A 26296-nucleotide genomic window follows, 5' to 3' on the forward strand; every position below is an offset into this window, starting at 1 on the left:
CTGCAAATATAACGGGGATTTTGATGGATTAAAAGGATTGCATGGTATTAATGCTGTTATGCTAAATGAGATTGTTGCTGCAGAAATTGTATTTACTAAAAACTCTTTTCAATACGCATTAACTTTGGCGGATGAAAATTGCTTTCTTTTCTTCCAAAATGTACGACCGCGAATTTTTTGACCGCTATAATACAAAACACGAAATAATTTATTTTGAAGCGCCTTTAAATGAACAAACCGTAAACCTTGCCTGGGATTGCAACGCAGTTTGCGCCTTTGTAAACGATAAATTATCGGCCGATGTAATTGCAGCATTAAAAAGCAATGGCATTCAATTGATAGCTTTACGCAGTGCCGGGTTTAACAATACAGATATTGCTGCGGCCAGAGCAAACGGCATCCCGGTAGTACGGGTGCCGGCCTATTCTCCGCATGCAGTGGCGGAACATGCGCTGGCGCTGATTTTAACGCTCAACCGCAAAACCCATAAAGCCTATAACCGGGTAAGGGAAGGCAACTTTTCTCTGGAAAGAATGATGGGTTTTGATCTCTATGGTAAAACTGTCGGTGTGATCGGTACCGGTAAAATTGGCCAGTTGTTTTGTACTATTATGCTGGGCATTGGTTGTAAAGTGCTGGCTTTTGATGTGATAGCTAATAAAGAAATGCAGGCGGCAGGAGTTGACTACCTTCCATTGATCGACATTTTTCAACAGGCGGATATCGTTTCGCTGCATTGCCCGCTGACAGAACAAACCCGCCATATTATAGATGCAACCAGCATTGCCATGATGAAGCAGGGTGTAATGCTCATCAATACAAGCAGGGGCGGGCTGGTAGATACACCGGCTGCGATTGAAGGACTTAAATCCGGCCGCATCGGATATCTCGGGCTGGATGTGTATGAGCAGGAAGAAAAATTGTTTTTTAACGACTTATCAGAAAATATCATTGATGATGATGACATCATGCGCCTGCTAAGCTTTCCCAATGTGTTGATCACTTCTCACCAGGGCTTTTTTACGCAGGAAGCATTAGCGGAAATCGCCAAAACAACACTCGCCAATATAGATGAATTTGAGGCCGGAACAAAGCTTACCAATAGGGTCGCATAATAAAAAGCCTGGCTAAAACCAGTCATGTCAGCCAGAGGGGTAATGACTTTGTCCAACGTGCAAATTGTTGCAATACTGCTCGGTTACAGGGCACATTTTATCTTTGTTACCATTTGAGTTACCCCCTCATTAACAAAAATTTTTTTAGTATTTAGCAAAAACGGCGTAATATTGTGCAGGAATATTGCTGATAAGGTCTTCCATATAACTACTGCATCAGACAGTCACATTCCATCAAACAAAAAATTCTCACCCGAACAATTGGGATTATTTCAAGACTTTAAGACCGGATTTTTTTGAAAAAACTTTTTTCATTTCTTTATGTATGACACTTTACAACTGAACGATATGCTCGTTCCTGAGTTGCATGATATTGCAGAGCAGCTCACTATCTCCAATTATAAAAAACTAGAAAAGCAGGATCTGATAGATAAGATACTTGCCAGGCAAACTACCATGAATACACCAGCAAAAAACGAAGGCGAGGAAAAACCCAAGCGTAAACGCACCATCAAAGCCGCAGCTACAGCCGCTCCCGTAGCAGCTGCTTCTCCCGTAACAGAAAAAACGGTAGCAGAACCTACTCCGGCAGAACCTAAAACAGCAGAACCCAAGGCCGCAGAACACAAGCAACATAAAAGAACAGAACATACTGCAGAAAGAAAAAAACAACCGGTTATAAAAGACGAACTCGAAGAAGATCTTCAGCCAATAACAGACGAGCAAAGTACAATACCTGCAGCCATCGCATCGCTATTGCATGAAGAAGATGATGTACAACAACAGCAGCCTGAACTGCAAATGACAGAAGGTGGACAGCAAAATGTGTACCCCAGCAAACAATACCAGCAACGCAGGGACCAGCAGGTTTTTAATATTGAATTTGACGGTATCATATTAGGGGAAGGTGTATTGGAAATGATGCCTGACGGTTATGGCTTTTTAAGAAGCAGTGATTACAATTATCTTTCTTCACCGGATGATATTTACGTATCTCCTTCCCAGATAAAATTATTTGGCTTAAAAACCGGCGATACTGTTTACGGATCTGTTCGTCCGCCAAAAGAAGGTGAGAAATATTTTGCTTTGCTAAAGGTAGAAACCATCAATGGCAAAAGCCCTGAAGAAGTAAGAGACAGGGTTCCTTTTGACTATCTTACTCCCTTATTTCCGTTTGAAAAACTAAACCTTACTACCACTTCCAATAATTACAGTACCAGGATAATGGACTTGTTTACGCCAATAGGTAAAGGCCAGCGTGGATTGATTGTTGCCCAGCCAAAAACGGGTAAAACAATGTTGCTGAAAGAATTGGCCAATGCAATTGCAGAAAATCATCCGGAATGTTACCTGATGATTGTACTGGTAGATGAAAGACCGGAAGAGGTAACAGATATGGAACGCAGTGTAAAGGCTGAAGTTATTGCCAGCACATTTGATGAACCTGCAGAAAAGCACGTAAAAGTTTCAACCATCGCTTTGCAAAAAGCAAAAAGACTGGTTGAATGTGGTCATGATGTGGTGATTTTATTGGATAGTATTACCCGTTTGGCACGTGCGCACAATACCGTTGCTCCGTCAAGTGGAAAGGTATTGAGTGGCGGCGTGGAAGCGAATGCCATGCAAAAACCAAAACAATTTTTTGGTGCTGCACGTAAAATAGAATTTGGTGGCTCATTAACCATTATCGCCACTGCACTGGTTGATACCGGAAGCAAAATGGATGAGGTTATTTTTGAAGAATTTAAGGGAACCGGTAACATGGAATTGCAGTTGGACAGAAGACTGTCTAACCGCCGCATTTATCCTGCAATTGATATTGTTTCGTCTTCAACAAGGCGTGATGATCTGTTGCTTGATAAGGAAACATTCCAGCGCATGTGGGTATTACGTAAACACATGGCCGATATGAATCCGGAAGAAGCATTGAATACCCTGCTTAAAAACATGAAAGGAACAAAAGACAACGTAGAATTTTTAACTTCTATGAACGGATAAAAATTTACGCTTTTAAATTAATACATTACTGGCCGCTGATTATTCAGCGGCTTTTTCTTTAACAAAAAACATAATGATGGCGGCCAACAGCATGGCGGCTCCGCCCGTTAAAATCGTGAGGTTGGTTTGGCCGGAAAAATAATGACGGGTTAAAAAACCGAGTAAGAAGGCGGCGGTTATCTGTGGTATTACAATAGAAAAATTAAATACAGCAAAATAAGTGGTCATTTTATTTTCAGGTGCTATATCACTGACGATGCTGTAAGGTATATTGCTGATGCTGCTCCAGCCAATGCCAATAAAAGCAAACGATATCAGTAAGAGGTATTGATTTTTAATGCAGTAAATCAGCAGCAGGCCAATGCTCCCGATAAGCAATGCGACGGCGTGCAGCTTATATTTACTATACCGTTTAGTTAACTCGGGAATAGTAAAAGCCAATATCGCAGCCAGCGTACTGTAGAAGGCAAAACAGATACCTACCCAGGTAGTTCCATTTTCAAAGGCCCAGCTTTCGGCATCTGTACTATTAAAAATGTATTTGGTAATAACCGGTGTGGCATAGATCCAAAGCGAAAATAACGCCAGCCAGGTGAAAAATTGTACAATAAATAAGGGAAGCAGATGTTTAATAATTCTAAGCATCAATAAATGTACTTTGTTTTTCAAGGAAATTTTCTGATGGCTTTTTTCTTTATGTATCTTGTGTAGCAGCTTTTCTCTTACAACAATGGCCATACAAAAAATTTTAATCGATCAGTTTTTAATGCTCGCTTCGCAGTACCCGGTATTGGATGTACGCAGTCCGGGCGAATATGCGCATGCACATATTCCCGGTGCCTATAGCCTGCCATTGTTTACCGATGAAGAAAGAAAAGTAGTGGGTACAGCTTATAAACAGCAAAGCAGAAAAAAAGCCATCAAAATCGGGCTGGATTACTTTGGCGTAAAAATGAGGCCCATGGTGGAAGAGGTGGAGAGGTTGGTTCTTCAATTAAATGACAAAAGCAGACAAGAAAATGACCCTGTTGTATTGGTACATTGCTGGCGTGGCGGGATGAGGAGTGCGGGTGTAGCCTGGCTGCTTGATCTGTATGGATTTAAAGTATACACCTTAACGGGGGGTTATAAAATGTACCGGCAATGGGCAAGAGCCCGGTTCGATGAGCAATACCAGCTAACGGTACTTGGCGGGTATACCGGCTCGGGCAAAACATCATTATTGCACGAGTTACAGCACAATGGGTATAAAATAATCAACCTGGAAGCATTGGCAAATCACAAGGGTTCCAGCTTTGGTGCGTTGGGCGAAAAGCCGCAGCCTTCGCAGGAGATGTTTGAAAACTTACTTGCGGATGCCCTTTATACAATGAGAAGGGTTGCAGGTAATGCCGGGGAGATTTTTATTGAAGATGAAAGCCAGCGTATAGGATCCATGAATATTCCGGATAGTTTTTGGAAACAGATGCGCAGCAGTCGGGTGATATTCCTGGATATTCCTTTTGAAGAAAGGCTTACTTACCTTACTGAAGAATATGGCAAATTCGACAAGGCTGCTATGGTAAATGCAGTCATTAGAATTCAAAAAAGATTGGGCGGTCTTGAAACAAAACAGGCCGTAAACTACCTGCTCGAAAATAATCACCGGGAATGTTTTCGTATTTTGCTGAAGTATTATGACAAGTACTATGAAAAAGGGTTGGCGGCAAGGGCTACCGATCCTGCTTTGGTTAAAAAAATCAATTGTTCAACCGTAGATATAAAAACCAATATCCAAAACCTACTGCATGAAAAAATTACTGTTCAATAAGTTTTTTTTACTTTTTTTATTATTACCTGCCAGCCTGCTGGCGCAGGATCGTGATATTACGGGACTTTGGAAAGGCGAAATGTATGTTGATTCAACCAAACAATACCTGCCCTTTGAATTATCCATCAGCGAAGTGAAAAACAAATTGATTGGTTATTCGCATATCACTTTTGAAGAAAATGGAAAAAAGGAAACCGGGTTAAGGGATGTTACTATTCAGCGAAAAGGAGATGAGATTATTATTGAAGATGTAAGCCTCATAGACAACTCATTTAGTTTTACTCCCCCCAAAAATATTAAAAAGACCATGATAGTTACCCTTACTATTGAGGATACTGCCATGATAATGAAAGGCAGCTGGAGTACCAACCGTACCAAACGCTTTTTATCAGCAACGGGTACCGTTATAATGCAACGCAAAAACGATTTTAAAGAAACGGTACTATATAAAAAACTGGCAGATTTAAAGCTGGAAGATAAACTGGTTTTTAAAGAACCAGAGAAAAAACCTGCGCCACAGGTGGTAGCATTGCAAGCGCCTAAAACAAACATCAGCGTAGCGCCACCAACGGCGGTTGATCCCGATGTTAAACAAAAGCCAGTAAGTGAACCTGTTGAAAAAAAGCCTGTTGTTGCTGAGCACGTAACCACTGTTGCCGCTATACCAAAACCAGTTGAAACAAAGCCAGCTGCACCCGTTCCAACTCCGCCAGCTCCGGTAGTTGCAGTAGTAAATAAACCTGTTGAAACAAAGCCCGCAACAACTGTAACTCCACCGCCTGCTCCTGTTGTAACGGCGGTAAATAAACCTGTTGAGATAAAGAAAACTCCGCCGCCTGTAAGTGCACCATCACCGGTAGCAGTAAGTAGACCTGCTGAAGTTAAAAAAACACCGACCGTGGTGACCAAACCTGTACCGCCACCTGCTGTTATCGCTGCTAAGCCGGCAGAAGTTAAGAAGGCACCTCCTGTTGTAAGTAAGCCGGCAGCGGTTGCAGCGCCGCCCGTTGCGATTGAAAAGCCAAAGACAGTTGCAGTTCCTGTAGTGGAAAAGAAGCCTGAACCAACTGCACCCAGTGTTGTAAAAGGTGCCGCAGACGTGGATAAAAGATCGATCGCTACTTCGCAGGCAGTCTATTTTCAAAGCGATAGCCTGGTACTCACCCTGTATGATAATGGTTATGTAGATGGAGATACTGTAAGTGTTGTAATGAATGGCGATGTTATTTTTTCCAAACAGGGTTTGAGCACGAAAGCAGTAAGCAAAACCATTTATATTACAAAGGAAACACCGGATTCAATTAAACTGGTGATGTATGCAGAAAACCTCGGCAGCATACCACCCAATACCGGTTTGCTGGTAGTGCATGACGGCGATGCGGTATATGATGTTCGTTTTAGTGCGGATTTAAAATCCAATGCACAAATCATCCTGCAAAGGAAAAAGCGGGAATAAATTTTTTAATAAGATGAATAATGACGATTTGATGAATGATGATGGAACAATAATTTCATTGGATAATATACCGGTTCCGGTTTTTAAGCTTACGCAATATTCTCATGGTGCCGGCTGTGGATGTAAAATTTCACCAAAAGTATTGGATGAAATTCTGACCAGTAATATAGCCCGCCCAGATAATGATAAACTCATTGTAGGCAACCACAGTAAAGATGATGCTGCGGTGTATGATTTGGGTAACGGTACCGCACTTATCAGCACCACAGATTTTTTTATGCCTATTGTGGATGACCCGTATGAGTTTGGCCGCATCGCTTCAGCCAACGCAATCAGTGATGTGTATGCCATGGGCGGAAAACCCATTTTAGCAATTGCAATACTGGGCTGGCCCATTAATGTGTTGCCACCCACGGTTGCACAAAAAGTAATTGAAGGCAGCAGAAGCATTTGCCTGGAAGCCGGAATACCATTGGCTGGCGGCCATAGCATTGACAGCCCGGAACCCATTTTTGGACTGGCTGTAAACGGCCTGGTGTCAGTGCCAAACATCAAACAAAATAACCTGGCACAAGAAGGGGATCTGTTGTTTTTAACCAAACCACTGGGTGTTGGAATATTAACTACGGCAGAAAAAAAAGGGTTACTGAAAGAAGAACATAAAGGCATGGCTGCAAAACAAATGATGCAGTTGAACAAAGTGGGCGAAGCATTGGGAGCTATTAAAGGCGTTCATGCAATGACCGATATTACAGGCTTTGGTTTATTGGGCCACCTGGTTGAAATGGCAGAAGGCAGCGGTGTATCTGCTGTTATTCAATTCGACAACATACCCTTGATTACTCCTGAAATTAAAGACTATCTTGATCAAAATTGTGTACCAGGCGGTACGCATAGAAACTGGGATAGTTACGGAGAAAAGATCGGCACCCTTACAACATATCAAAAAACAATTCTTGCAGATCCGCAAACAAGCGGCGGTTTGCTGCTTGCAGTAAGTGTAGCTGCAGCGGACGAAGTAAAAAATATCTTCGAACAACACGGACTTGAAAAATTCAAGACACCCGTAGGTAATATGATCGCTTTACAAACAAATACCGTGTTAGTAAAATCTTAAGCCAGCGCATCAATTTTAATGGATAGCATTCTGTCTTTTTCTGTAATGGTATCTCCCGCATCGTGCGTACTTAACCAGATTTCTACCTTGTTGTACACATTGGTCCATAGCGGATGATGGTCCAATTTTTCTGCCGCTAATGCCACCCTTGTCATGAATCCAAAAGCTTCAGAAAAATTTTTGAATTCGAATTTTTTATAGAGCGTATCGTTTTTTTCTTCCCACATAGTGTTTAATTGAAAATAATTGAATGGATGATTGATACTATTTCCGGTTTGAAAGCTATTTATGGCTTTAACAGAAAACATGATAACAGTGTATCTAATCTGGTGCCAGTATTTAAAGAAGGCCAATAATTCAACCGGCAGTAGTTATCAAAAAATAAGGTGCTGCTTGTGCTTTATTTTTTCGTTGGTCATTTCATTTACCAGCTGTACGCCGGGCAATGATTTAATAGAATAAATGAGGGCTTTTAATTCTTCCTTACTCACATATTCGCCCTTCATCAGCCATAAAAAATCAAGGTGTTTAAATTCGGGCAATAAATATTCTCCGTCAAACTGGTTATTGTATAAATAGTGTATAAGACAGGTAGATGGCACCTGGTATTCGTAAATGGAAAAGAAATATTTCCGTTCTTTTTTACTCAGCTGAATTTCAAAATCATTGTTGATGCGAAAATCAAAACCCAGCACCTGGTTTAGCTGCCAGCATAACTGGTAATCCTTAACCGGCGCAACAATGCCAAGCAGGATGGAATCTTCAAAAAACTCCTGGGCAATTGTTTCATTGTCTATTTTAAGTTTCATATTCAATTTCGAAGTAAATAGCAGCTATCAATACAATGGTATAATGTAGATGCAACAATGTTAAAACACAATATCAAATACAAGTTCCTCAGTACCTCTTTTTACTTTTACTTTAGTGGCATCCCCTTTATTAAATTTGCTCAATGCCTCCATATAAGTTTGTACATCCGTAAATTTATAATCGCCCAGTTGTACAATTACATCACCTGCTCTTATGCCGACTTTTTGGGCTATTTTTCCATCACTGATACCATCCGCCCTTACGCCAATACCGCTGAAAGTATAATCAGGCATAATACCCAATGTAACCTTAAAGCTGGTCTTACTGCTGGTAGCGCTTTCTCTCGTTTTGGTAAATGCAAGCTTCCCCTTTTTATCGGTATTTTCAAGTAAAGTATAAATATATTTCATCACCATCAGTTCCCCTGTATAGTTCAGCTTGTCAGCATCATCCGTAGGTTTATGATAATCGCTGTGAATACCGGTAAAGAAAAATAAAACGGGAATATCTTTCCTGTAAAAAGAAGTATGATCACTTGGTCCTGTACCGCTGCTATCGAACTTTATTTTAAAAAATTTATCGTTGGGACTGAGTGTTTGTCCCCACACAGGCGATGTGCCATAACCGCCAATATTCAATCCATGCGTGGTGTCATTTAATCGGCCTACCATATCCAGGTTGATCATAAAATTAACTGTGGATAGGTTGATAGTTGGATGGTCTGTAAAATATTTTGAACCAAACAAACCCAGCTCTTCGCCACTGAAACAAATAAATAAATAATTGTTGTTTTTTAGTTTAGAGGCTTTTAATTGTTTACTCAACTCTATAACCGCCGCAGTGCCGCTGGCGTTATCATCCGCACCATTGTGTATCTGTGGCGTACTGCCACTGTATAAAGAATTATGGTCTTCGCCATAGCCCAGGTGATCATAGTGGGCGCCGATGATGATGGTATTGGGTGCGTTATTATCAATGTAACCAATCACATTATGGCCATATCTTTTTTTATCGGTGATGAATATTTTTAGTTGAATATCCAGCGAAGCAGTTTCATCTTTCAAAAATTTTTCTTTACCAGGTTTGGTGATATAGATAACAGGAATAGCAGACAGTTCAGATTTTGCTTTCGGATCAAACTTCAATTCATCTGCAATCGCGGAACTGTTATAAATAAAAAAAGCAGTAGCCCTTTTTTTTGCGGCATCTGCTACTTTAGTTTTGATAGCATCAATAAGGTCGAAATGAGGATTATTCTTATTGGCTTCCAGTATTTCTTTTAAATCATAAAACCAGGGTGACCCATTTTCCTGTAACGCGATTGACCCTACTGCATTTAAAGAAGCATTGCAGCTGAACGCAAGCGGAAAATAATCTTTATCAGGGGCAAGATCATTACCATTGATTAGCAGGTGCGATGTATTGGCAATCATCTTTCCATCATTCACTTCAAACTCCTGCAGGTAGCCGCCGTCACTACCCCTGGCTGCAAGGCCAGCCTTTGAAAATTCTGTGCTGATATATTCGTAGGCAAGTTTCTCGCCTTTGCTGCCTGTTCTTCTTCCTTCAAGTGCATCGCCCGCAAGGTATGCCGCGTGGGTTTGTAATTGAGCCATTATAGCTTTATCTGCTTTTTTTAATTTTTGAGCGTAAGTAAATTGTATGGAAAACAGGAGGCAATAAAAAATACATTTCATAAAAGTGTTGGTTAAGGAATTGTAAAGATAATTCACACAAGGGCTATTGGAAGCAAGGTGATATACAAAATTATAATACCAAAAGCATGCCTTAAATTTACCTGCTTATCAAACTGGCCCGCCTTTATCATCCACATTATGTTCCGGATTGCGGGGGTGATCTTTCCAATTTCGTAATATTTAAACAACGATAGCCGTTACTTTTGCATCTAATTTAATTTTGATAAAAAAAATAAACATAGCATTAGTTGGTAACCCTAACAGCGGCAAAAGTTCTTTGTTCAATGTGTTAACCGGGTTAAACCAAAAGGTTGGAAATTTTCCCGGCGTTACCGTTGATAAAAAAACCGGGCAATGTACTATTTCTGAAACGCTTTCAGCTACGCTGATTGATTTGCCTGGTACGTACAGTTTATATCCCAAACGTGCAGATGAATGGGTTGCCTATAAAGTATTGCTGCAACAGGATGATGACATTAAGCCGGATATGGTTTTGCTGGTGGCTGATGCCAGCAATCTTAAAAGAAACCTGTTGTTTTGCAGCCAGATCATTGATTTAAAAATACCGGTGGTACTGGCCTTAAGCATGATGGATCTTGCTGGTAATAAAGGAACGCAGATTGATTTGGCCGGCCTTGAAAGGGAGTTGGGCGTGCCGGTTGTAAGCATCAATCCCCGTAAAGGAAAGGGCATACCTCAGTTAAAAAAAATAATTGATCAAACCGCGGCACATATCACCGCAGCGCCCAGGGAGTTTATCAACAATGCTGAACTGGCGGAAAGTCCGGTATCCGCTGTAAAAAAATTATTTCCATCCATAAGCGATTACACGGCTTTACACTATTTAATCAACCACGAACATTTTAAGCTGGGCCACTCAATGCAGGATAGAATTGAAGCCATAGAGAAGGAAAATAATTTCAATCCTACCCGTACCCAGGCCGAAGAAATCATGCAACGCTATGGCCGCATCAAGCAAATTATGCAGGTTACGGTGGTAGAAAATGATCCGCTCAAGAAAGCATTGTTCACTGAAAAGCTGGACAATATTTTGCTGGACAGAAAATGGGGTTATCTTATTTTACTGGCAGTTTTATTTCTTTTATTTCAAAGTGTATTTTGGATTGCGCATTATCCCATGGATGCCATCGAATGGATTTTTGGTAAACTGAGCGGCTTTTTAAGCAGCACGCTTCCGGATACCTGGTGGAGTGATTTGTTGATCAATGGTGTTATTGCCGGTCTTAGTGGTATCATGGTTTTTATTCCGCAGATCATGATTTTGTTTGGGCTGATTACATTGCTGGAAGATACCGGCTATATGGCAAGGATAAGTTTTTTAACCGACAAGCTGATGCGCAAAGTAGGATTGAATGGAAAAAGCGTAATGCCGATGATCAGTGGCTTTGCCTGTGCCGTGCCTGCTATTATGAGCGCACGGAATATTGAAAACCGCAAGGAACGGTTACTCACTATTATGGTTACCCCGTTAATGAGTTGCAGCGCCAGGTTACCGGTGTATACTATTTTAATTGCCCTTGTAATTCCTTCTAAATTATATTTTGGTTTTATTAGTGTTCAGGGGCTGGTGATGATGGCATTATATTTATTGGGTACAGTAATGGCACTGATTGTAGCCTATGTAATGAAATGGTTTATTAAAATAAAAGAGAAGAGTTTTTTTATTTTAGAACTGCCTGTTTACAGGGCGCCCCGCTGGAAAAATGCATTAACGACCATGATTGAAAAAGCAAAAATATTTGTATTCCAGGCAGGTAAAATAATAATGGTGATCAGTCTTTTGTTGTGGGTACTGAGCACTTTTGGGCCGGCAAAAAATATGGCTGCTGTTACAACCAAATATGATCAGCTGGTACAGCAAAATCCGCAGCAGGCAACCGAATTGAACCGGGAACGTAAAACAGCATTATTGCAAAATTCATTCGCCGGTACACTTGGTAAATTTATTGAACCCGCCATTCGCCCATTGGGTTATGACTGGAAAATTGGCATTGCCCTGGTTACCTCCTTTGCCGCCAGGGAAGTTTTTGTGGGTACCATGGCAACACTGTACAGTGTTGGTGAAGATGCCAGTGAAAACAGCAGCACGTTGCGCCAAAAAATGAATGCCGCCGTAAGATCGGATGGCACCAAGGTTTATAACCTGGCCACAGGGTTATCATTATTGGTTTTTTATGTGCTGGCCATGCAATGCATGAGTACGATGGCAGTTGTAAAAAGAGAAACCCGCAGCTGGAAATGGCCGCTTATACAATTGGCGTATATGACCGGGCTGGCTTACTTATTAAGCTGGGGAATTTACAGGCTGTTTATATAGGTTCTTGCAGATCAATAACAAAAACTTCTCCTTAAAATTGGATTTATACTGTAAAAATTTCAGTCTTAATACTGATAAAATTTCAGTGTTTCTTACTACCTCTGCTTTACAGCAAAGCCAATGCTGACAATGATTCAGATTACTTTTCAAAGTTTTCAAGTGGCATATTGCTTGATGAATAAGTGGTATAAATATTTTCTTTAACCAATTTAAAAAGGAGGTAATTATGACACTCGTAAAAAGAAACGGAAACCTGATGCGTGCATTTCCAACACTGTTTGATGATTTTTTAAACAGGGATTTATTCAATTGGGGCCAGTCTAATTATTCTAATACTGGTACTTCCCTGCCTGCTGTAAACATTAAAGAAACCAACGAAGGTTTTGAAGTGGAGATGGCAGCACCTGGAATGAAAAAAACTGATTTTAAAGTTCAGCTCGAAGGAAATATGCTTACCATCAGCTCCGAAAAAAGTAACCAAACTGAAGAAAACGAGGGAGACCGCTACTCCCGTAAGGAATTTAGCTACCAGTCATTTGAACGTTCTTTTACCTTGCCCAAGGATGTCGTGGACGTAGAAAAGATCAATGCGAAATATGAAGATGGGGTATTGCAGCTACACATTCCAAAAGTGGAAGAGGCAAAGCAAAAAGCACCCAAAATGATCCAGATTTCTTAACTTTTTTAACCAATTAAATGGTATTACAATAGCTGCCTTCACTGGCGGCTATTTTTTTTTGAGCCTCTGGTAAAATCTATTTTCGAATTTATTCCTGTAACCGCCATCTGGCTTAACCCCCTAAATACCACCGGCTTTCCACCGTTCAGCATATAAATTTTACCAATTGTCATTATCCGGCAAATCTTTTTAATCAGTTATTTTCCTACCAAACCCACAACAGTAAAGGCTTGCACGAATTACGGCATTAGTAATCACCACCAACTACTAAAAAATAAATGGTACTATGTGTTGTATAGTACTGTAAAGTTTATATCTTTGTGTTGTTAAGGCGAGAGGGCAGTAAAACAACAGGTGTATTTCCGGACGATCACTTGTCAACAACCAAACTCAGTAAACCCAACCAAATTGAATTTTAAAACATTGAAGCCATGAACATTGATAACACAGCCAGCCAGATGCGGAAAGGAGTTTTGGAGTTCTGTATTCTTTCGGTGATCAAACAGGGCGAAGCGTATCCATCGGATATCATCGACAAGATGAGAACCGCCAACCTGAACATCTTTGAAGGAACATTGTACCCGCTGCTAACCAGGTTAAAAAATGCAGAGTTTCTTACTTACCGTTGGGTAGAAAGTAACAGCGGTCCGCCACGGAAATATTTTTCCCTTACCGAAAAAGGAGATGCGTTTTACAGGGAACTGGAAGCAACCTGGAACGAACTGGCCAACGCTGTAAAAGCACTTTCAGAAGCCGAACAACAACATACCAGTAACACCAACTTCAACAACCCGGAATAGGAACGATAGGCATTGTTTTTATTGGGGCCCGAATCAACTAACGAATACGAAACACAATTAACCATGAAACAAGTAATAAATATCAACTTCCACGGACAAGTAGTGCCGATAGAAGTTTCTGCATTTGACTTGCTTAAACAATATACCGCCAGCCTGAATACTTATTTTGCAAATGAAGAAGGCAAGGAAGAGATCATTAATGATATTGAAAGCCGCATTGCAGAGTTATTCCAGGAAAGGCTGAAAAAAGGCGTTACCTGCATAACAGATGAAGATGTAAATGCTATCATTAAAAGTATGGGCCGTCCGGAAGAATTTGAGGGCGAAGACAGTACAGCTTATACACAGACTTCAACTGCTTCTTCATCAGCAACAGGCAATCAACAATCCCAGCAAAATACTACAAGCGCAGGATTTAAAAGACTGTACAGGGATGAAACTGACAAAATTTTAGGTGGCGTTTGTGCCGGTCTGGCCAATTATTTTGGAATAGATGTAGTAATTGTCAGGATCATTTTTGTGGTGCTTGCCATCTCTTTTGGATTTGGTTTAATACCCTACATCATTTTATGGATAGCAGTACCCAGCACGGCAACCAAAATAATCGGCGGTACACGCAAAAGATTGTTCCGGGATCCGGACGATAAAAAGATTGCCGGTGTGTGCTCCGGTATTGGTAACTATTTCGGCATCAATCCCTGGATACCAAGAGTATTGTTTTTGCTGCCCTTTTTAACTTTTGTTTTTCACTGGAGCCACTGGGGTTTTATGGAATTTCCTAATTTTTTAAGACTGGGATTTAGCCCCGGCGCACTTATCATCTATATTATTTTGTGGCTGGTAATACCCGAAGCCACCAGTACCGCGGAAAAACTGGAAATGAAAGGTGAGAAGGTAGATTTAAACTCCATTAAGAATTCAGTGGTGGAAGAAATGAAAGGAGTTCAGCAAAGAGCAGAAAGACTGGGCCATGAAGCAAGGGCTTTCGCCGAAGAAAAAGGAAAAACAATGGGTGCGGAAATGGGCTCTGCAGCCCGGAGAAGTGGCAGGTCGCTGGGTGATATCATCGTCTTTATTGTAAAGGGCTTTGCTTATTTTATTATCGGATGTTTTGGTTTTGCTTTTGTAGTTGCACTGTTTGCTTTTGCAGTAGCTTCAATAGGCGTGTTTCCGCTGAAAGACTTTTTGCTGACTGATGGCCTGCAAAATTACCTGGCCTGGGGAACGCTGATATTTTTTATTGCAGTGCCTGTAATTGGAATTATCACCTGGATTATACGCAGGCTTGCAAAAATGAAAAGTAACCGCAAAGTATTACGCTTTACATTTATCAGTTTATACATCATTGGATGGGCCTGCTTTATATCTTTAATAGCATCCGTTGGGCGTGATTTTAAAAGCATGAATAATATTATTGAACAAGACGTCAACCTTGCAAATCCTGGTATTGCAAAGCTGGAAATCACTAACAATTCTCCATTAAAAAAATACTACCGTAATAACTGGTTAAAGTTTGAGCCTTTTCAAAACCTGGATGATGATACTGTTTTTGTGGAAAATGTTTCTATAAAAATTATCAAAGCTACCAATGATAGTTTCAGGGTTACTATGATAAAGATGGCCAATGGCGAAAACAGGCGGTCGGCTGATACACTTGCGAGATTGATTCAATTCAATGTAGCACAACATGATTCTCTGCTGTTACTGGATAAGGGAATCCCAATTACAAAAGACGACAAATTCCGTAACCAGCGGGTAATTATTACGGTGTATGTACCTGTTGGAAAACAAATACGAATTGACCGGAACGTTGGCTGGAATAACAACATTCATTTTAGCGGCCCATGGAACGATCATTACAATGACCTGGATATTGATGATGAAGAAAGAGGCTGGCAAACGGATGTAAACTATGTGATGCGTGCAAATGGGTTATATACGTTAACCGGAAAACCTGCCGATGAATGGAAGAACGGTGACAGAAACAAACGGGATGACAATGATGATGACAGAGAAGATAATGATACAAGTAAAAGTACAAATAACAGCGGTGGCACTTATCGTTACAACAGCGCACAAAAAATAGATTCTTTAAAAACTGACCTGCAAAAAGTGCAGCAGCAATACAAAGATTCTTTGTTGAAAGAACAAAATGACATTAAGAAAAAACAGGAAGAAAATAAAAAGAAACTTGAAAAATTGAATGTTACAATAAGCGATACAGAACCAGCCGGTGACACGTTGTTACAATCTTACAGTCCGGTGGCAAGCATTGGATTAATATAGTTTCAATAGTTGAGTTGAAGTGAAACAAAAACAGGGTCCCGCCGTAATTGGCGGGATTTTGTTTTTGCCTGCGGCAGAACTAAAGCATTGTCGCTGAACGTTGCCAACGGTATGCGGCACAAGAGGGCGATGCAACGATGTTGCCAAAGCTTCCCTGCCCGGACAATAATTTTTTATTTGCAATACCAGTTTACTCTATTTTTGTGGCTTCTATTTTTTAATAAAACTATACAATGAAGACCACTCCATTTACAGAAAAACACATCGCCCTGGGTGCAAAAATGGCTGAATTTGCCGGATACAACATGCCCATCAGTTACACCGGAATCAATGATGAACATGCAGCTGTGCGCAACAATGCGGGTGTGTTTGATGTAAGCCACATGGGTGAGTTTATTTTAAAAGGAGAACATGCGCTGGAACTGATTCAGCGTTTAACCAGCAACGACGCATCCAAATTAACTGCAGGTAAAGCCCAGTACAGTTGCCTGCCCAATGATGACGGCGGTATTGTTGACGACCTGCTGGTATATTGTATTGAAGAGAACAAGGTGTATATGCTGGTTGTAAATGCCGGCAATATTGATAAAGACTGGAAATGGATCAGCAGCCACAATACGAACGATGTAGAAATGCACAACATTTCTGACAAAACCTGCCTGCTGGCCATACAGGGGCCCAATGCCAATAAAATACTGCAACCACTTACCGATACCGATATCCTCAATTTAAAATACTACACATTTGTGAGGGGAACTTTTGCCGGCGTAAGCAATGTGTTGATAAGTGCAACAGGTTATACAGGTGCTGGCGGCGTGGAAATTTATTTTGAAAATAAAGCTGGGGATGCCGATAAAATATGGGATGCTATTTTTGAGGCTGGAGCAGCGCAAGGTATAAAACCAATTGGGTTAGGCGCCAGAGATACATTGCGGCTTGAAATGGGTTTTTGCTTATATGGCAATGATATAGATGATACAACGTCTCCGCTTGAAGCTGGCTTGGGATGGATTACTAAGTTCACAAAAGACTTTACATCAAAAGCCATATTTGAAAAGCAAAAGGCAAAAGGCGTTACTAAAAAACTGGTAGGTTTTGAAATGCTGGAAAAAGGTATTGCCCGCCACGATTACCTGATTAAGGATTTTGAAGGAGCCATTATTGGTAAAGTGACCTCCGGTACGCAGTCTCCGTCGCTTGGTAAAGCCATTGGAATGGGATACGTAGACAGCAAACACGCTGCGATTGATACAGAAATTTACATCAGTATACGCAATACGCTTCTAAAGGCTAAAGTTGTTAAAATGCCTTTTGCTTAATTACAATGCAACAGCAAATGAACAATGCCCTGTATAAATAAATTATTGCCGGGATAGTGTATAACAACAGGTGAAAGAAAAAGCAACCGGCATCATTGCTTGCTGATTTGTTGATAACATTTTTTTGCTAAAATGGGCACCACAGGCAAAGGCAGCTAAATTTTCTTATCTTGAGAATCATATTTTATCTGACAAATGGCCCATATTCATTTAACTACATTTATTGCAGCGCCGGCCAAAAGAGTTTTTGATTTAAGCCGCAGCATCACGCTGCATAAAAAATCAATGGCACACACCAATGAAACTGCTGTTGCCGGAACAACCAGCGGCCTGATAAACAAAGGCGAAACCGTTACCTGGCAGGGAAAGCATTTTTTTAAAACACGGCAGTTCACTTCGGCCATTACCGAAATGCAATCACCGCTGATGTTTACCGATGCAATGACCCGGGGCGATTTTAAAAGTTATGTTCACGAGCATCATTTTAAACAGGTGGCCAATGGCAGCATCATGATAGACATTGTTGATTTTGAAACGCCGTATGGCGCACTGGGCAAAGCAGCCAATAGCTTGTTTTTGAAAAAGTACATGGAAAAACTGTTAACTAAAAGAAACCAGGTAATTAAAGAATATGCTGAAAGCGAAAAGTGGAAAGCGATATTAAATTAAATTTGCAGGAATGAATTCAGTAAAACCCTCGTTACATACTTCGCTGTCTCCTGCCCTGTTGCACTTATATAACGTAAGCAACAGTATCGTGGTTATCATTGATGTTTTAAGAGCAACCTCTACAATAGCCACTGTTTTACACAATGGCGCCAAATGCATTATTCCAGTTGATAGTGTGGCGGCATGCATACGCATCGGCAAACAGATTGAAGGCATTACCGCCGGCGAAAGAGATGGCCAGATAGCAGAAGGCCTGGCACACGGTAATTCGCCTTTTGAATATCCGCGGGAATTTGTGGGTGGCAAAACGCTGGTGCTGACCACAACCAACGGTACCAAGTTATTACATATGGCCCTGGAGAAAGGAGCCAAAAAAATCATCACCGGTTCTTTCGGCAATTTAACCGCAGTGTGCGATTATCTGATTGAGCAAAAGCGGCATGTAATTTTGGGGTGTGCAGCCTGGAAGGACAGGGTGAATATAGAAGATACCTTGTTTGCAGGGGCCGTCATCAACCGGGTAAAAGAACATTTTACTATCAACTGCGATGCGTCACAACTGGCCGAAACCATGTATACGGATGCCCGCGAAGATATGTTTGAATTTTTGAAAAATAAAAATGCCTCTCATTATCACCGCCTTACAAAATTTGGTCTTGAAAAAGATATCCGTTATTGCCTTACAGAAGATGCCGCCAATGTTTTATGCGTATACGAAGGCGGAAAACTGGTGGTAGGGGTACAGGGAGAACAGGTTTAAATAACGCCGCCATTTAATAAACAGATATAATTTTTGTTTTCTGCACAAAGCTCTTTCATACACCGCCTTTCTTTATTTTTTGTTACTTTTGCAAATTGCCTTTTCGAAAGCATGACTTTAATCTAACCCTTTCAACAAACCGGTTGCGACGGGGGTTAAATAATAATCTGCAGGAAGAAATCCAGGCTGGAATCAAAAACATTGTATGGCCCTTTCACATCTCATTAAATACGTTTACAATACCGGATCCGACGAAGTAATACGCCGTGGAAAAAAAATCCACGCTATCGGCTATGTAGAAATGGTGGAACATGATGAACTGATGAACAGTGTAGTGTTCAGGGTAAAAGATGATACCTACAGTACGTTTTACAAAGTGGCTGTCAGCAAATACAATGATCCGCAGGCACTGTCTCTACGCTGCGGCTGTCCTTATAATTTAGGCGATATCTGCCGGCATGAAGTAGCTGCGCTTTTTAAATTGCAGGAACTGGTAGATAAAAATTTGCTTGGGTCATCTAACCTGCAGTACAGCCAGCTGCACACGGTGGCCAAGATGAAAAATATTGAGTTGAAAGTAATGCGGGTATTGTCATCCCCGGAAATTTTTGAAGCTGCTGAAAACTTCGTACTGAAAAATAAAGCGAAGATCATTGTCGCTGCCAATGAAAGAGTGGAAGCTTCGCTGGATTACGAGGGTCAGACTTACCCACTGGTAATACAAAAAAATGATGAGCGTAATTTTGATACGTCCTGCCGGTGCAGTGAAACAGACCATCCGCTTTGCGTGCATAAAACCATTTTGTTTTTACAATTGCTGCAAACATATGGTCCATACTATTTTGATACCATCCGTAACTGGGATAAAGAGAAAAATAAATTACTGCAGATATACGGTTACAGTTTAACTGATGACCTTGCCGGCAAATTTGAATTTGTTTATAAAGATGGCAAGCCCTTTTTAAAAGTGCTGGATACCAGTATAAAAAGGGTGGCGGCAGTGGCGCCGGTTGAAAGACCATCTTATATGCACGAAGCTCCAAGAGCACAACCTGAAGTAGCCACGGTTGAAGTTCCTCTAAAAAGACTGGGGCTGATCTTTAATTTCAATACCACAGCCTATCCATATTTTGTTGTTGATGCGGTTCAGGGAGATGCTGATGAAGACAACAAAAAGTTATTGGGCAAGATTGAAAAACTGGATCTTACAAAATATGTAAACACTGAAATATTCAGTGAAGATGATAAAATACTGCTGCAGCAGATACGCAAATTGCAGGCCTCGGAAGTAAATAAATACCTCAACAGGAATTCACCTTTCAGCGGCATTTGGGAAAATATTATTCAAACGGATGGTGATGAATTTCCTGAGGAAACGAAATTGCTTATAACTGAATACCTGCAACCAAAGCTGAAGAAGCTGTTTGAAGAGCAGCGGGAAAATCCTTTTGTATATTACCTGCCAAAACACAAGGCTTTTAAAACAGAAAACCTGGTTGAAGTAGCATTGAGCGATAATTTTATTGAACCGCAGTTTAAAATAGTAGCTAAAGATGATTATTTTGAGTTGCAGTGCCGCTTTAATATCAATGGTGCGGCGCAACCTGTTACAGGTAATGAATGCAGCAACAGCCTGTTGTTTTTATACAATCATATTTTTTACCTGTGGCAAAAAGCAGAAGATGTTTTACAGGCAGAAAAATTTATTAAAAACGGCAATGTAAAATTGAGCAAGGAAAACTGGGCGGCGCAGATGCAAAAGACCATCATGCCCTTGACCAAGGAATATAAGGTGGAGTTTGACAAGTCGCTGGTAAAAGAAATAAAAAGCGGCGAGCCGGAAGTGAAACTGATGTTGCAGGAAAAGGGCGATTACCTGGTTTTTCAGCCCATTTTTACCTACCAGGGGTTTGAAACAAGGGCTACCGATAAAGAGACCATTACCATCCCGGACGGTGATAAGATATTGATTGTACATCGCAACAGGGAGGCAGAGCAACGGTTTACAGACATGTTGTCTTCCCTGCATTCCCAGTTTATTCAACCGCAGGAAGGCAACAGTTTAATTTTAAAAGGATCGGATGTATTGCGCAATAACTGGTTCTTTTTGTTTGTGGATGCTATGAAGGAAGCCAAAATTCCTGTGTTTGGTTTTGAGGCTTTGCGCAACTTCCGGTTCAATACTGCCCGGCCATCTACGCACATACACGTCAGCAGCGGGTTGGACTGGTTTGATGCCAAAGTGGAGATTGATTTTGAAGGTCAGCGTGTGGGAATCAATGATATTAAAAAGGCCCTCGCAGCCAAACAATCTTTTGTACAGCTGGGTGACGGCACACTGGGCATTTTGCCGGATGAATGGTTGAAGCGATACTCGCTGTTATTTAAAGTAGGCGATGGTAAAAATGATAAACTGCGTTTGTCAAAATACCACATGAGTGTGATTGATGAGCTGTATGAAAACAGGGATGCCACAGAATTAAGCTTTGCGCTGGACGAGAAATTTCAACGCCTGAGAGAATACAAGCAAATACCGGAAATAGCTGTTCCGGCTGAATTACAGGCTGTGTTACGTCCTTATCAAACTGCAGGTTATCAATGGCTGAATTATCTGAACGAAGTAGGCTGGGGAGGTATTTTAGCGGATGACATGGGTTTGGGTAAAACCGTACAGGCGCTCACCATGCTGCAACAATACAAAACACAGGAAGCCGGTCTAAGGGCGATTGTAATTTGCCCAACCACCCTGATCTATAACTGGGAGAATGAAATTAAAAAATTCACGCCCGAACTTACCTGGCTGATTCATCACGGCAGTATGCGTACCCGGGATGTGGCAGAATTGCAGAAAGTAAATGTGGTAATTACTACTTACGGAACGCTGCGCAGCGATATACAAACGCTGATGAAAATTATGTATGATTATGTGGTGCTGGATGAAAGCCAGGCGATTAAAAACCCGGCATCTAAAGTTACAAAAGCTGCCTGTTTATTAATAGCAAAGAACCGCTTGTGCATGAGCGGTACACCATTGCAAAACAATACGTTTGATATTTTTGCCCAGATGAATTTTTTGAATCCGGGCTTGCTGGGCAGTATGGATTTTTTCAGGAATGAGTTTGCAACACCGATTGATAAATTTGGCGAACAGGAACAAAAAGACCACCTGCGCAAATTGTTATATCCATTTATTTTAAGGCGTACCAAGGAGCAGGTGGCTAAAGATTTACCGGAAAAAACAGAAACCATCCTGTTTTGCGAAATGGAAAAAGAGCAGCGAAAAATTTATGATGCTTACCGGAACAGTTACCGGGATAAGATCATGGGCGTAATCGATCAGCAGGGTATAGATAAATCACAGTTGACCATTTTACAGGGCTTGATGAAACTGCGGCAGATATGTGATAGTCCTGCTATTTTGAACGAAGAAGAAAAATATCCCAATCACTCGATTAAACTGGATGAATTAACCAGGGAGATATTTGAAAACATTGGTGAACACAAGGCGCTCGTATTTTCGCAGTTCCTGGGCATGCTTGCACTTATAAGAGAAAAACTTACGGAGCAGGGTATTCCTTATGAATATTTTGATGGTAGCACCAGTATTACCGACAGGCAGAGGGCAATAGACAATTTCCAGAACAACGATGAGTGCAGGGTATTTCTTATCTCGTTAAAAGCCGGAGGTGTGGGTTTGAACTTAACTGCAGCAGACTATGTGTATATCGTCGACCCATGGTGGAACCCGGCTGTTGAACAACAAGCTATTGACCGTACACATCGTATCGGACAAACAAAAAATATTTTTGCTTACCGGATGATTTGTATAGACACGATAGAAGATAAAATTCTGCAGCTGCAGGAACGTAAGCGCAAACTCGCGAGCGAATTAATTTCTGACGATATTAATTTTGTGAAAGCACTCAGTAAAGCAGATGTGGAATATTTATTCAGCTAAGTAAATGGCAACCTTTTTTCTTAATAAAGTATTTATCAAGAGGCAATAAAATTTTTAAGCCTTGAAAATTCGTTCTGCGATTCCGAAGTAAATACACTTTTAAAAGCGTTGAAAAAAAATTTTACAAAAGAAGGCATGGAGGAGGATTTTGGTTGGTTTGGGTTTTTCATATCATTGGTTTTTTAATTCATAAAGCTAATTGATAGGATCAAGCATAACAAGCGTGGATGTTCGTAATTTTACAAGTAGTATTTTCCGAAATTTTATCCACAATTGTGGCCGTTATGTTAATAACTCAGCAATGAAAAAAATATTGTATACCAACAAGATTTTTTTTAAAAAGAAGTTTTAGCCTGCGCTGGCCTTTTATCCTGGTAAAAAAGAAGAAGCCCGATAGCGCCAGCTGTCACACACATATCTGCTATATTAAAAATGCCCGTCCTTATACTTCCCAGTCCCACATTCATAAAATCGGTAACATGCCGGTCAAATAAAATACGGTCAACAATATTACCGATACCACCTGAAAACAAAAGGGCCAGGGAAAAGACTTTCATGGGATTCATGTTACGGAGATTTTTCAGCGTATATGTAAACAGGCCCAGCAAAAAGGCAAGCGGTAATATACTCAACAGCCAAAAGCTGGCTTTTACCGGAAGGTCGTCGCCCAAACTCATTGCTGCGCCAGTGTTTTCAACGTATTCCAGTCTTACCGTATCATGCATATAAGACAACGGTTCCTTGTTTTTAAGTTGTTGTTTTGCAATGTCTTTTGTAATTCTGTCGCAGCTGATGAATGCAAAACAGCTAACGCAAAACAATAAAATTTTAATCCTGGTTTTCATATCATCAATGTGAAAGTGTATAATATTGGGTTGCCTAGATATCAAGCATTATCAAAAAGAAAGAAAGTTTGTTGATCAATTAACAACCCTTTAAAAGGCCTAATCACTTCAGATCAACACCTGTTTAATAATCAATTACCTGTTCTTCCATCATAACAGGCATCTGCCTGAACTCATATTGCTGGTTGCGTAACTGTGGTTCAAAGCCGGCTTCTTTAATGGCATCCTGTATTCCTTTGCTGGTAAAGCGATGCGGGGCGCCCGCGGCACTTACCACATTTTCTTCAATCATGATACTGCCAAAATCATTGGCGCCTGCATTTAAACACAACTGGGCTGTTTTTTTACCTACCGTAAGCCAGCTGGCCTGGATATTTTTTACATTGGGCAACATAATCCGGCTCATCGCAATCATTCGTATGTATTCCTCGGCTGTTGTGAGGTTGTGTACACCCCTTATTTTGGCCAGCAATGTATCTACATCCTGGAAAGTCCATGGAATAAAGGCGATAAAGCCTTTCGCATTTTCCGGTTTGCGACTTTGTACTTCTCTTATTTTTGCTAAATGCTCAAAACGTTCGGTAATGGTTTCTACATGGCCAAACATCATGGTAGCACTGGTTGTAATGTTTAATTCGTGTGCTTCATGCATAATATCCAGCCACTCCTGGCTGCCACATTTTCCTTTGCTGATCAGGCGACGCACCCTGTCCGTCAATATTTCTGCTCCGGGGCCTGGTAAACTGTCAAGACCGGCTTCTTTTAACGCCATCAAAACTTCTCTGTGCGTACTTTTTTCCAACTTGGTAATATGAGCTACTTCCGGCGGCCCAAGCGTATGCAACTTTATGTTAGGATATAAGCTTTTCAATTCTTTAAACAAGCCTGTGTAATAGCTTAAACCTAAGTCGGGATGATGACCACCCTGCAACAGCAATTGCTCACCACCATACCGGATGGTTTCATCAATTTTTCTTTTATAGGTTGCTATATCTGTTATATAGGCTTCAGGATGCCCGGGAACACGGTAAAAATTACAGAATTTGCAGTTGGCAATACATACGTTGGTAGTATTTAAGTTCCTGTCAATAATCCATGTCACTTTTCCATGAGGTACTTGTTTTATCCGCAGTTCATTGGCCACAAACATTAATTCCGCCAGGGGCGCATGTTCAAATAAAAAAACACCTTCTTCTACCGTTAAAAATTCAAAAGCCAGCGCTTTCTGATATAATTCGTCTAGTTGCATAAACACCTTTTAAATAATAAGTAACAAAATTACACTCATTAGGTTGTATATTTATTTACAGGCAAAATAATTATACCTGCCTTCTGCTGCCTGTTACAGCATTTGCCATACTGAAGCTGCCTGCAGGTTATTTTATACGTATCAGTGTCGGACTTAACTGATAACCGCGATAACGTAAATATATTTTGGGATGATTAGGAAAATCTGCTTATTGATTACAATACTTTTTGCGGTAAATTGTTATGGGCAGGAATTGTTGACACCCGTGCTTAAAGCAAATTATCTTACCAAATTTCCGTTTAAACAATTTAGTGGCGGTGTAATGGTAATAAAAGCAAAGTTGAACAATATAAAAGATTCCCTCAATTTTATACTGGATACAGGCAGCGGCGGCATCTCCCTTGACTCTTCCACTGCAGCTCATCTTAATATTAAACTAACACCCTCCGACACCATCATCACCGGTATGGGTAATAGTCATAAAGTTAGTTTTGCTTTTAACCAAACACTGCATTTTCCTGGTTTATCTATTGAACGATTAAATTTTCATATAAATGACTACGACGTGTTGACCAGTGTCTATGGTGAAAAGGTGGATGGCATTATCGGGTATAGTTTTTTCAGGCGCTATATTGTAAAAGTAAATTTCGACAGTTCGATAATAGAAGTGTATAGCCCCGGGGAAATAACTTATCCTAAAAATGGCTCGTTGCTTCATCCGCTGTTTACTACCCTGCCTATACAAAACCTGGCTATAAAAGACAGGCGTAAAATTGATTTCAATTTTTATTTTGATACCGGAGCCGGCCTTTGCTTTTTAATGAGCGACAGGTTCGCTGAGGACAGTGCCATCCTGCTTTCAAAACGAAGGCCGATGTTGACACAGGCGGAAGGAATGGGCGGTAAAATCCAAATGAGGGTTACCGTGATAAAACTGTTGCAGGTAGGCCGATATAAATTCAGAAACGTTCCAACTTATTTATACAGTGATGAATTTAATGTAACCTCTTATCCAAATGTTGGCGGATTGCTGGGCAACGATTTGTTACGGCGCTTTAACCTGGTTATCAATTACCCCAAACGCGAAATTCACCTGCAGCCAAACACTCATTTTGCTGATCCCTTTGATTATTCCTATACGGGCATGGCTGCTTATTTTGTTGATGGCAATATCCTGGTGGATGATATTATACCAGGCTCACCTGCGGAAAGGGCCGGTATCCTTAAAGATGATATTATTATTAGTGTCAACAATAATTTCAGTAATAATATCATGCAATACAAAGACATCTTACAATCTGCCAAGGAAAAAATTAAAATTATCGTGCGGAGAAAAGGAGAACTGAAACAACTTTTTATTAAACCAAAAACTATTTTATAGCAAAAGTTT

Annotated in this window: 20 protein-coding genes; 14 read left to right on the forward strand and 6 right to left on the reverse strand. The window is 40.7% G+C overall.

Annotation, left to right across the window (positions count from 1 at the left end):
• The first annotated feature begins 131 nt into the window (after nucleotides 1–131).
• Both JWR61_RS08510 and rho read left to right on the forward strand, forming a co-directional pair.
• Nucleotides 132–1115 carry a 2-hydroxyacid dehydrogenase gene (locus tag JWR61_RS08510; RefSeq protein ID WP_301927423.1) on the forward strand — a complete coding sequence of 328 codons (984 nt, stop codon included), beginning with the start codon at nucleotides 132–134 and terminating at the stop codon, nucleotides 1113–1115.
• Between the two features lie 348 nt (nucleotides 1116–1463).
• Complete coding sequence (gene rho / locus JWR61_RS08515) at nucleotides 1464–3113, forward strand: transcription termination factor Rho (protein ID WP_301927511.1); 1650 nt, start codon at nucleotides 1464–1466, stop codon at nucleotides 3111–3113.
• A gap of 39 nt (nucleotides 3114–3152) precedes the next feature.
• Here the strand turns inward: rho and JWR61_RS08520 are convergent, their stop codons facing one another.
• Nucleotides 3153–3851 (reverse strand): MFS transporter, encoded by a 699-nt coding sequence (locus JWR61_RS08520; RefSeq protein ID WP_301927424.1) that lies wholly within the window; start codon nucleotides 3849–3851, stop codon nucleotides 3153–3155.
• On the opposite strand from JWR61_RS08520, the gene mnmH reads away from it, so the two are divergent.
• Genes mnmH through selD form a run of 3 tightly spaced genes read left to right on the forward strand, consistent with a single transcriptional unit; the run spans nucleotide 3844 to nucleotide 7496 of the window.
• Complete coding sequence (mnmH, locus tag JWR61_RS08525) at nucleotides 3844–4923, forward strand: tRNA 2-selenouridine(34) synthase MnmH (RefSeq protein WP_301927425.1); 1080 nt, start codon at nucleotides 3844–3846, stop codon at nucleotides 4921–4923. The two genes, JWR61_RS08520 and mnmH, sit on opposite strands and share 8 nt — an antisense overlap.
• Nucleotides 4901–6379, forward strand: a complete 1479-nt coding sequence (locus JWR61_RS08530) for a hypothetical protein (protein ID WP_301927426.1) — start codon at nucleotides 4901–4903, stop codon at nucleotides 6377–6379. The genes mnmH and JWR61_RS08530 overlap by 23 nt, the downstream gene beginning before the upstream one ends.
• A gap of 31 nt (nucleotides 6380–6410) precedes the next feature.
• Nucleotides 6411–7496 (forward strand): selenide, water dikinase SelD, encoded by a 1086-nt coding sequence (gene selD, locus JWR61_RS08535; protein ID WP_301927512.1) that lies wholly within the window; start codon nucleotides 6411–6413, stop codon nucleotides 7494–7496.
• Here selD and JWR61_RS08540 read toward each other — a convergent pair.
• From JWR61_RS08540 to JWR61_RS08550, 3 genes are all read right to left on the reverse strand, one after another.
• Nucleotides 7493–7804, reverse strand: coding sequence for a 4a-hydroxytetrahydrobiopterin dehydratase (locus JWR61_RS08540; protein ID WP_301927427.1), 312 nt, complete (start codon nucleotides 7802–7804; stop codon nucleotides 7493–7495). The two genes, selD and JWR61_RS08540, sit on opposite strands and share 4 nt — an antisense overlap.
• Nucleotides 7805–7870: 66 nt before the next feature.
• Nucleotides 7871–8305, reverse strand: a complete 435-nt coding sequence (locus tag JWR61_RS08545; RefSeq protein WP_290340977.1) for an IPExxxVDY family protein — start codon at nucleotides 8303–8305, stop codon at nucleotides 7871–7873.
• Between the two features lie 60 nt (nucleotides 8306–8365).
• Complete coding sequence (locus JWR61_RS08550; RefSeq protein ID WP_301927429.1) at nucleotides 8366–10003, reverse strand: M28 family peptidase; 1638 nt, start codon at nucleotides 10001–10003, stop codon at nucleotides 8366–8368.
• Nucleotides 10004–10223: 220 nt separating this feature from the next.
• Between JWR61_RS08550 and feoB the strand changes: the two genes are divergently transcribed.
• The 8 genes from feoB (at nucleotide 10224) to JWR61_RS08590 (ending at nucleotide 22812) form a co-directional block, all read left to right on the forward strand.
• Nucleotides 10224–12341, forward strand: a complete 2118-nt coding sequence (gene feoB, locus JWR61_RS08555; protein ID WP_301927430.1) for a ferrous iron transport protein B — start codon at nucleotides 10224–10226, stop codon at nucleotides 12339–12341.
• A 226-nt stretch (nucleotides 12342–12567) separates the two neighbouring features.
• The gene (locus tag JWR61_RS08560) at nucleotides 12568–13020 is read left to right on the forward strand and encodes an Hsp20/alpha crystallin family protein (protein WP_290340970.1); all 453 of its coding nucleotides are present in this window, start codon (nucleotides 12568–12570) and stop codon (nucleotides 13018–13020) included.
• Nucleotides 13021–13451: 431 nt separating this feature from the next.
• Nucleotides 13452–13820: a PadR family transcriptional regulator gene (locus tag JWR61_RS08565; protein ID WP_290340968.1), complete on the forward strand. Its 369-nt coding sequence runs from the start codon at nucleotides 13452–13454 to the stop codon at nucleotides 13818–13820.
• Nucleotides 13821–13883: 63 nt separating this feature from the next.
• Nucleotides 13884–16106 carry a PspC domain-containing protein gene (locus JWR61_RS08570; protein WP_301927431.1) on the forward strand — a complete coding sequence of 741 codons (2223 nt, stop codon included), beginning with the start codon at nucleotides 13884–13886 and terminating at the stop codon, nucleotides 16104–16106.
• Between the two features lie 233 nt (nucleotides 16107–16339).
• A complete protein-coding gene (gcvT, locus tag JWR61_RS08575; protein WP_301927432.1) occupies nucleotides 16340–17425 on the forward strand; it encodes a glycine cleavage system aminomethyltransferase GcvT in 1086 nt (361 codons plus the stop codon).
• Nucleotides 17426–17620: 195 nt separating this feature from the next.
• Nucleotides 17621–18094, forward strand: coding sequence for an SRPBCC family protein (locus tag JWR61_RS08580; protein ID WP_301927433.1), 474 nt, complete (start codon nucleotides 17621–17623; stop codon nucleotides 18092–18094).
• A 10-nt stretch (nucleotides 18095–18104) separates the two neighbouring features.
• Nucleotides 18105–18854: a 2-phosphosulfolactate phosphatase gene (locus tag JWR61_RS08585; RefSeq protein ID WP_290340956.1), complete on the forward strand. Its 750-nt coding sequence runs from the start codon at nucleotides 18105–18107 to the stop codon at nucleotides 18852–18854.
• Nucleotides 18855–19059: 205 nt separating this feature from the next.
• Nucleotides 19060–22812, forward strand: coding sequence for a DEAD/DEAH box helicase (locus tag JWR61_RS08590; protein ID WP_301927434.1), 3753 nt, complete (start codon nucleotides 19060–19062; stop codon nucleotides 22810–22812).
• A gap of 335 nt (nucleotides 22813–23147) precedes the next feature.
• On the opposite strand, the gene lspA is transcribed toward JWR61_RS08590, so the two are convergent.
• Nucleotides 23148–23657, reverse strand: a complete 510-nt coding sequence (lspA, locus tag JWR61_RS08595; RefSeq protein ID WP_301927435.1) for a signal peptidase II — start codon at nucleotides 23655–23657, stop codon at nucleotides 23148–23150.
• Nucleotides 23658–23781: 124 nt separating this feature from the next.
• Complete coding sequence (gene mqnC, locus JWR61_RS08600) at nucleotides 23782–24906, reverse strand: cyclic dehypoxanthinyl futalosine synthase (protein WP_301927436.1); 1125 nt, start codon at nucleotides 24904–24906, stop codon at nucleotides 23782–23784.
• Nucleotides 24907–25117: 211 nt separating this feature from the next.
• Here mqnC and JWR61_RS08605 point away from each other — a divergent pair, with 211 nt between their 5' ends.
• A complete protein-coding gene (locus tag JWR61_RS08605) occupies nucleotides 25118–26287 on the forward strand; it encodes an aspartyl protease family protein (RefSeq protein WP_301927437.1) in 1170 nt (389 codons plus the stop codon).
• The last annotated feature ends 9 nt before the right edge of the window (nucleotides 26288–26296 follow it).

The sequence above is a fragment of the Ferruginibacter sp. genome (assembly GCF_028288465.1).
Classification (GTDB): Bacteria; Bacteroidota; Bacteroidia; order Chitinophagales; family Chitinophagaceae; genus Ferruginibacter.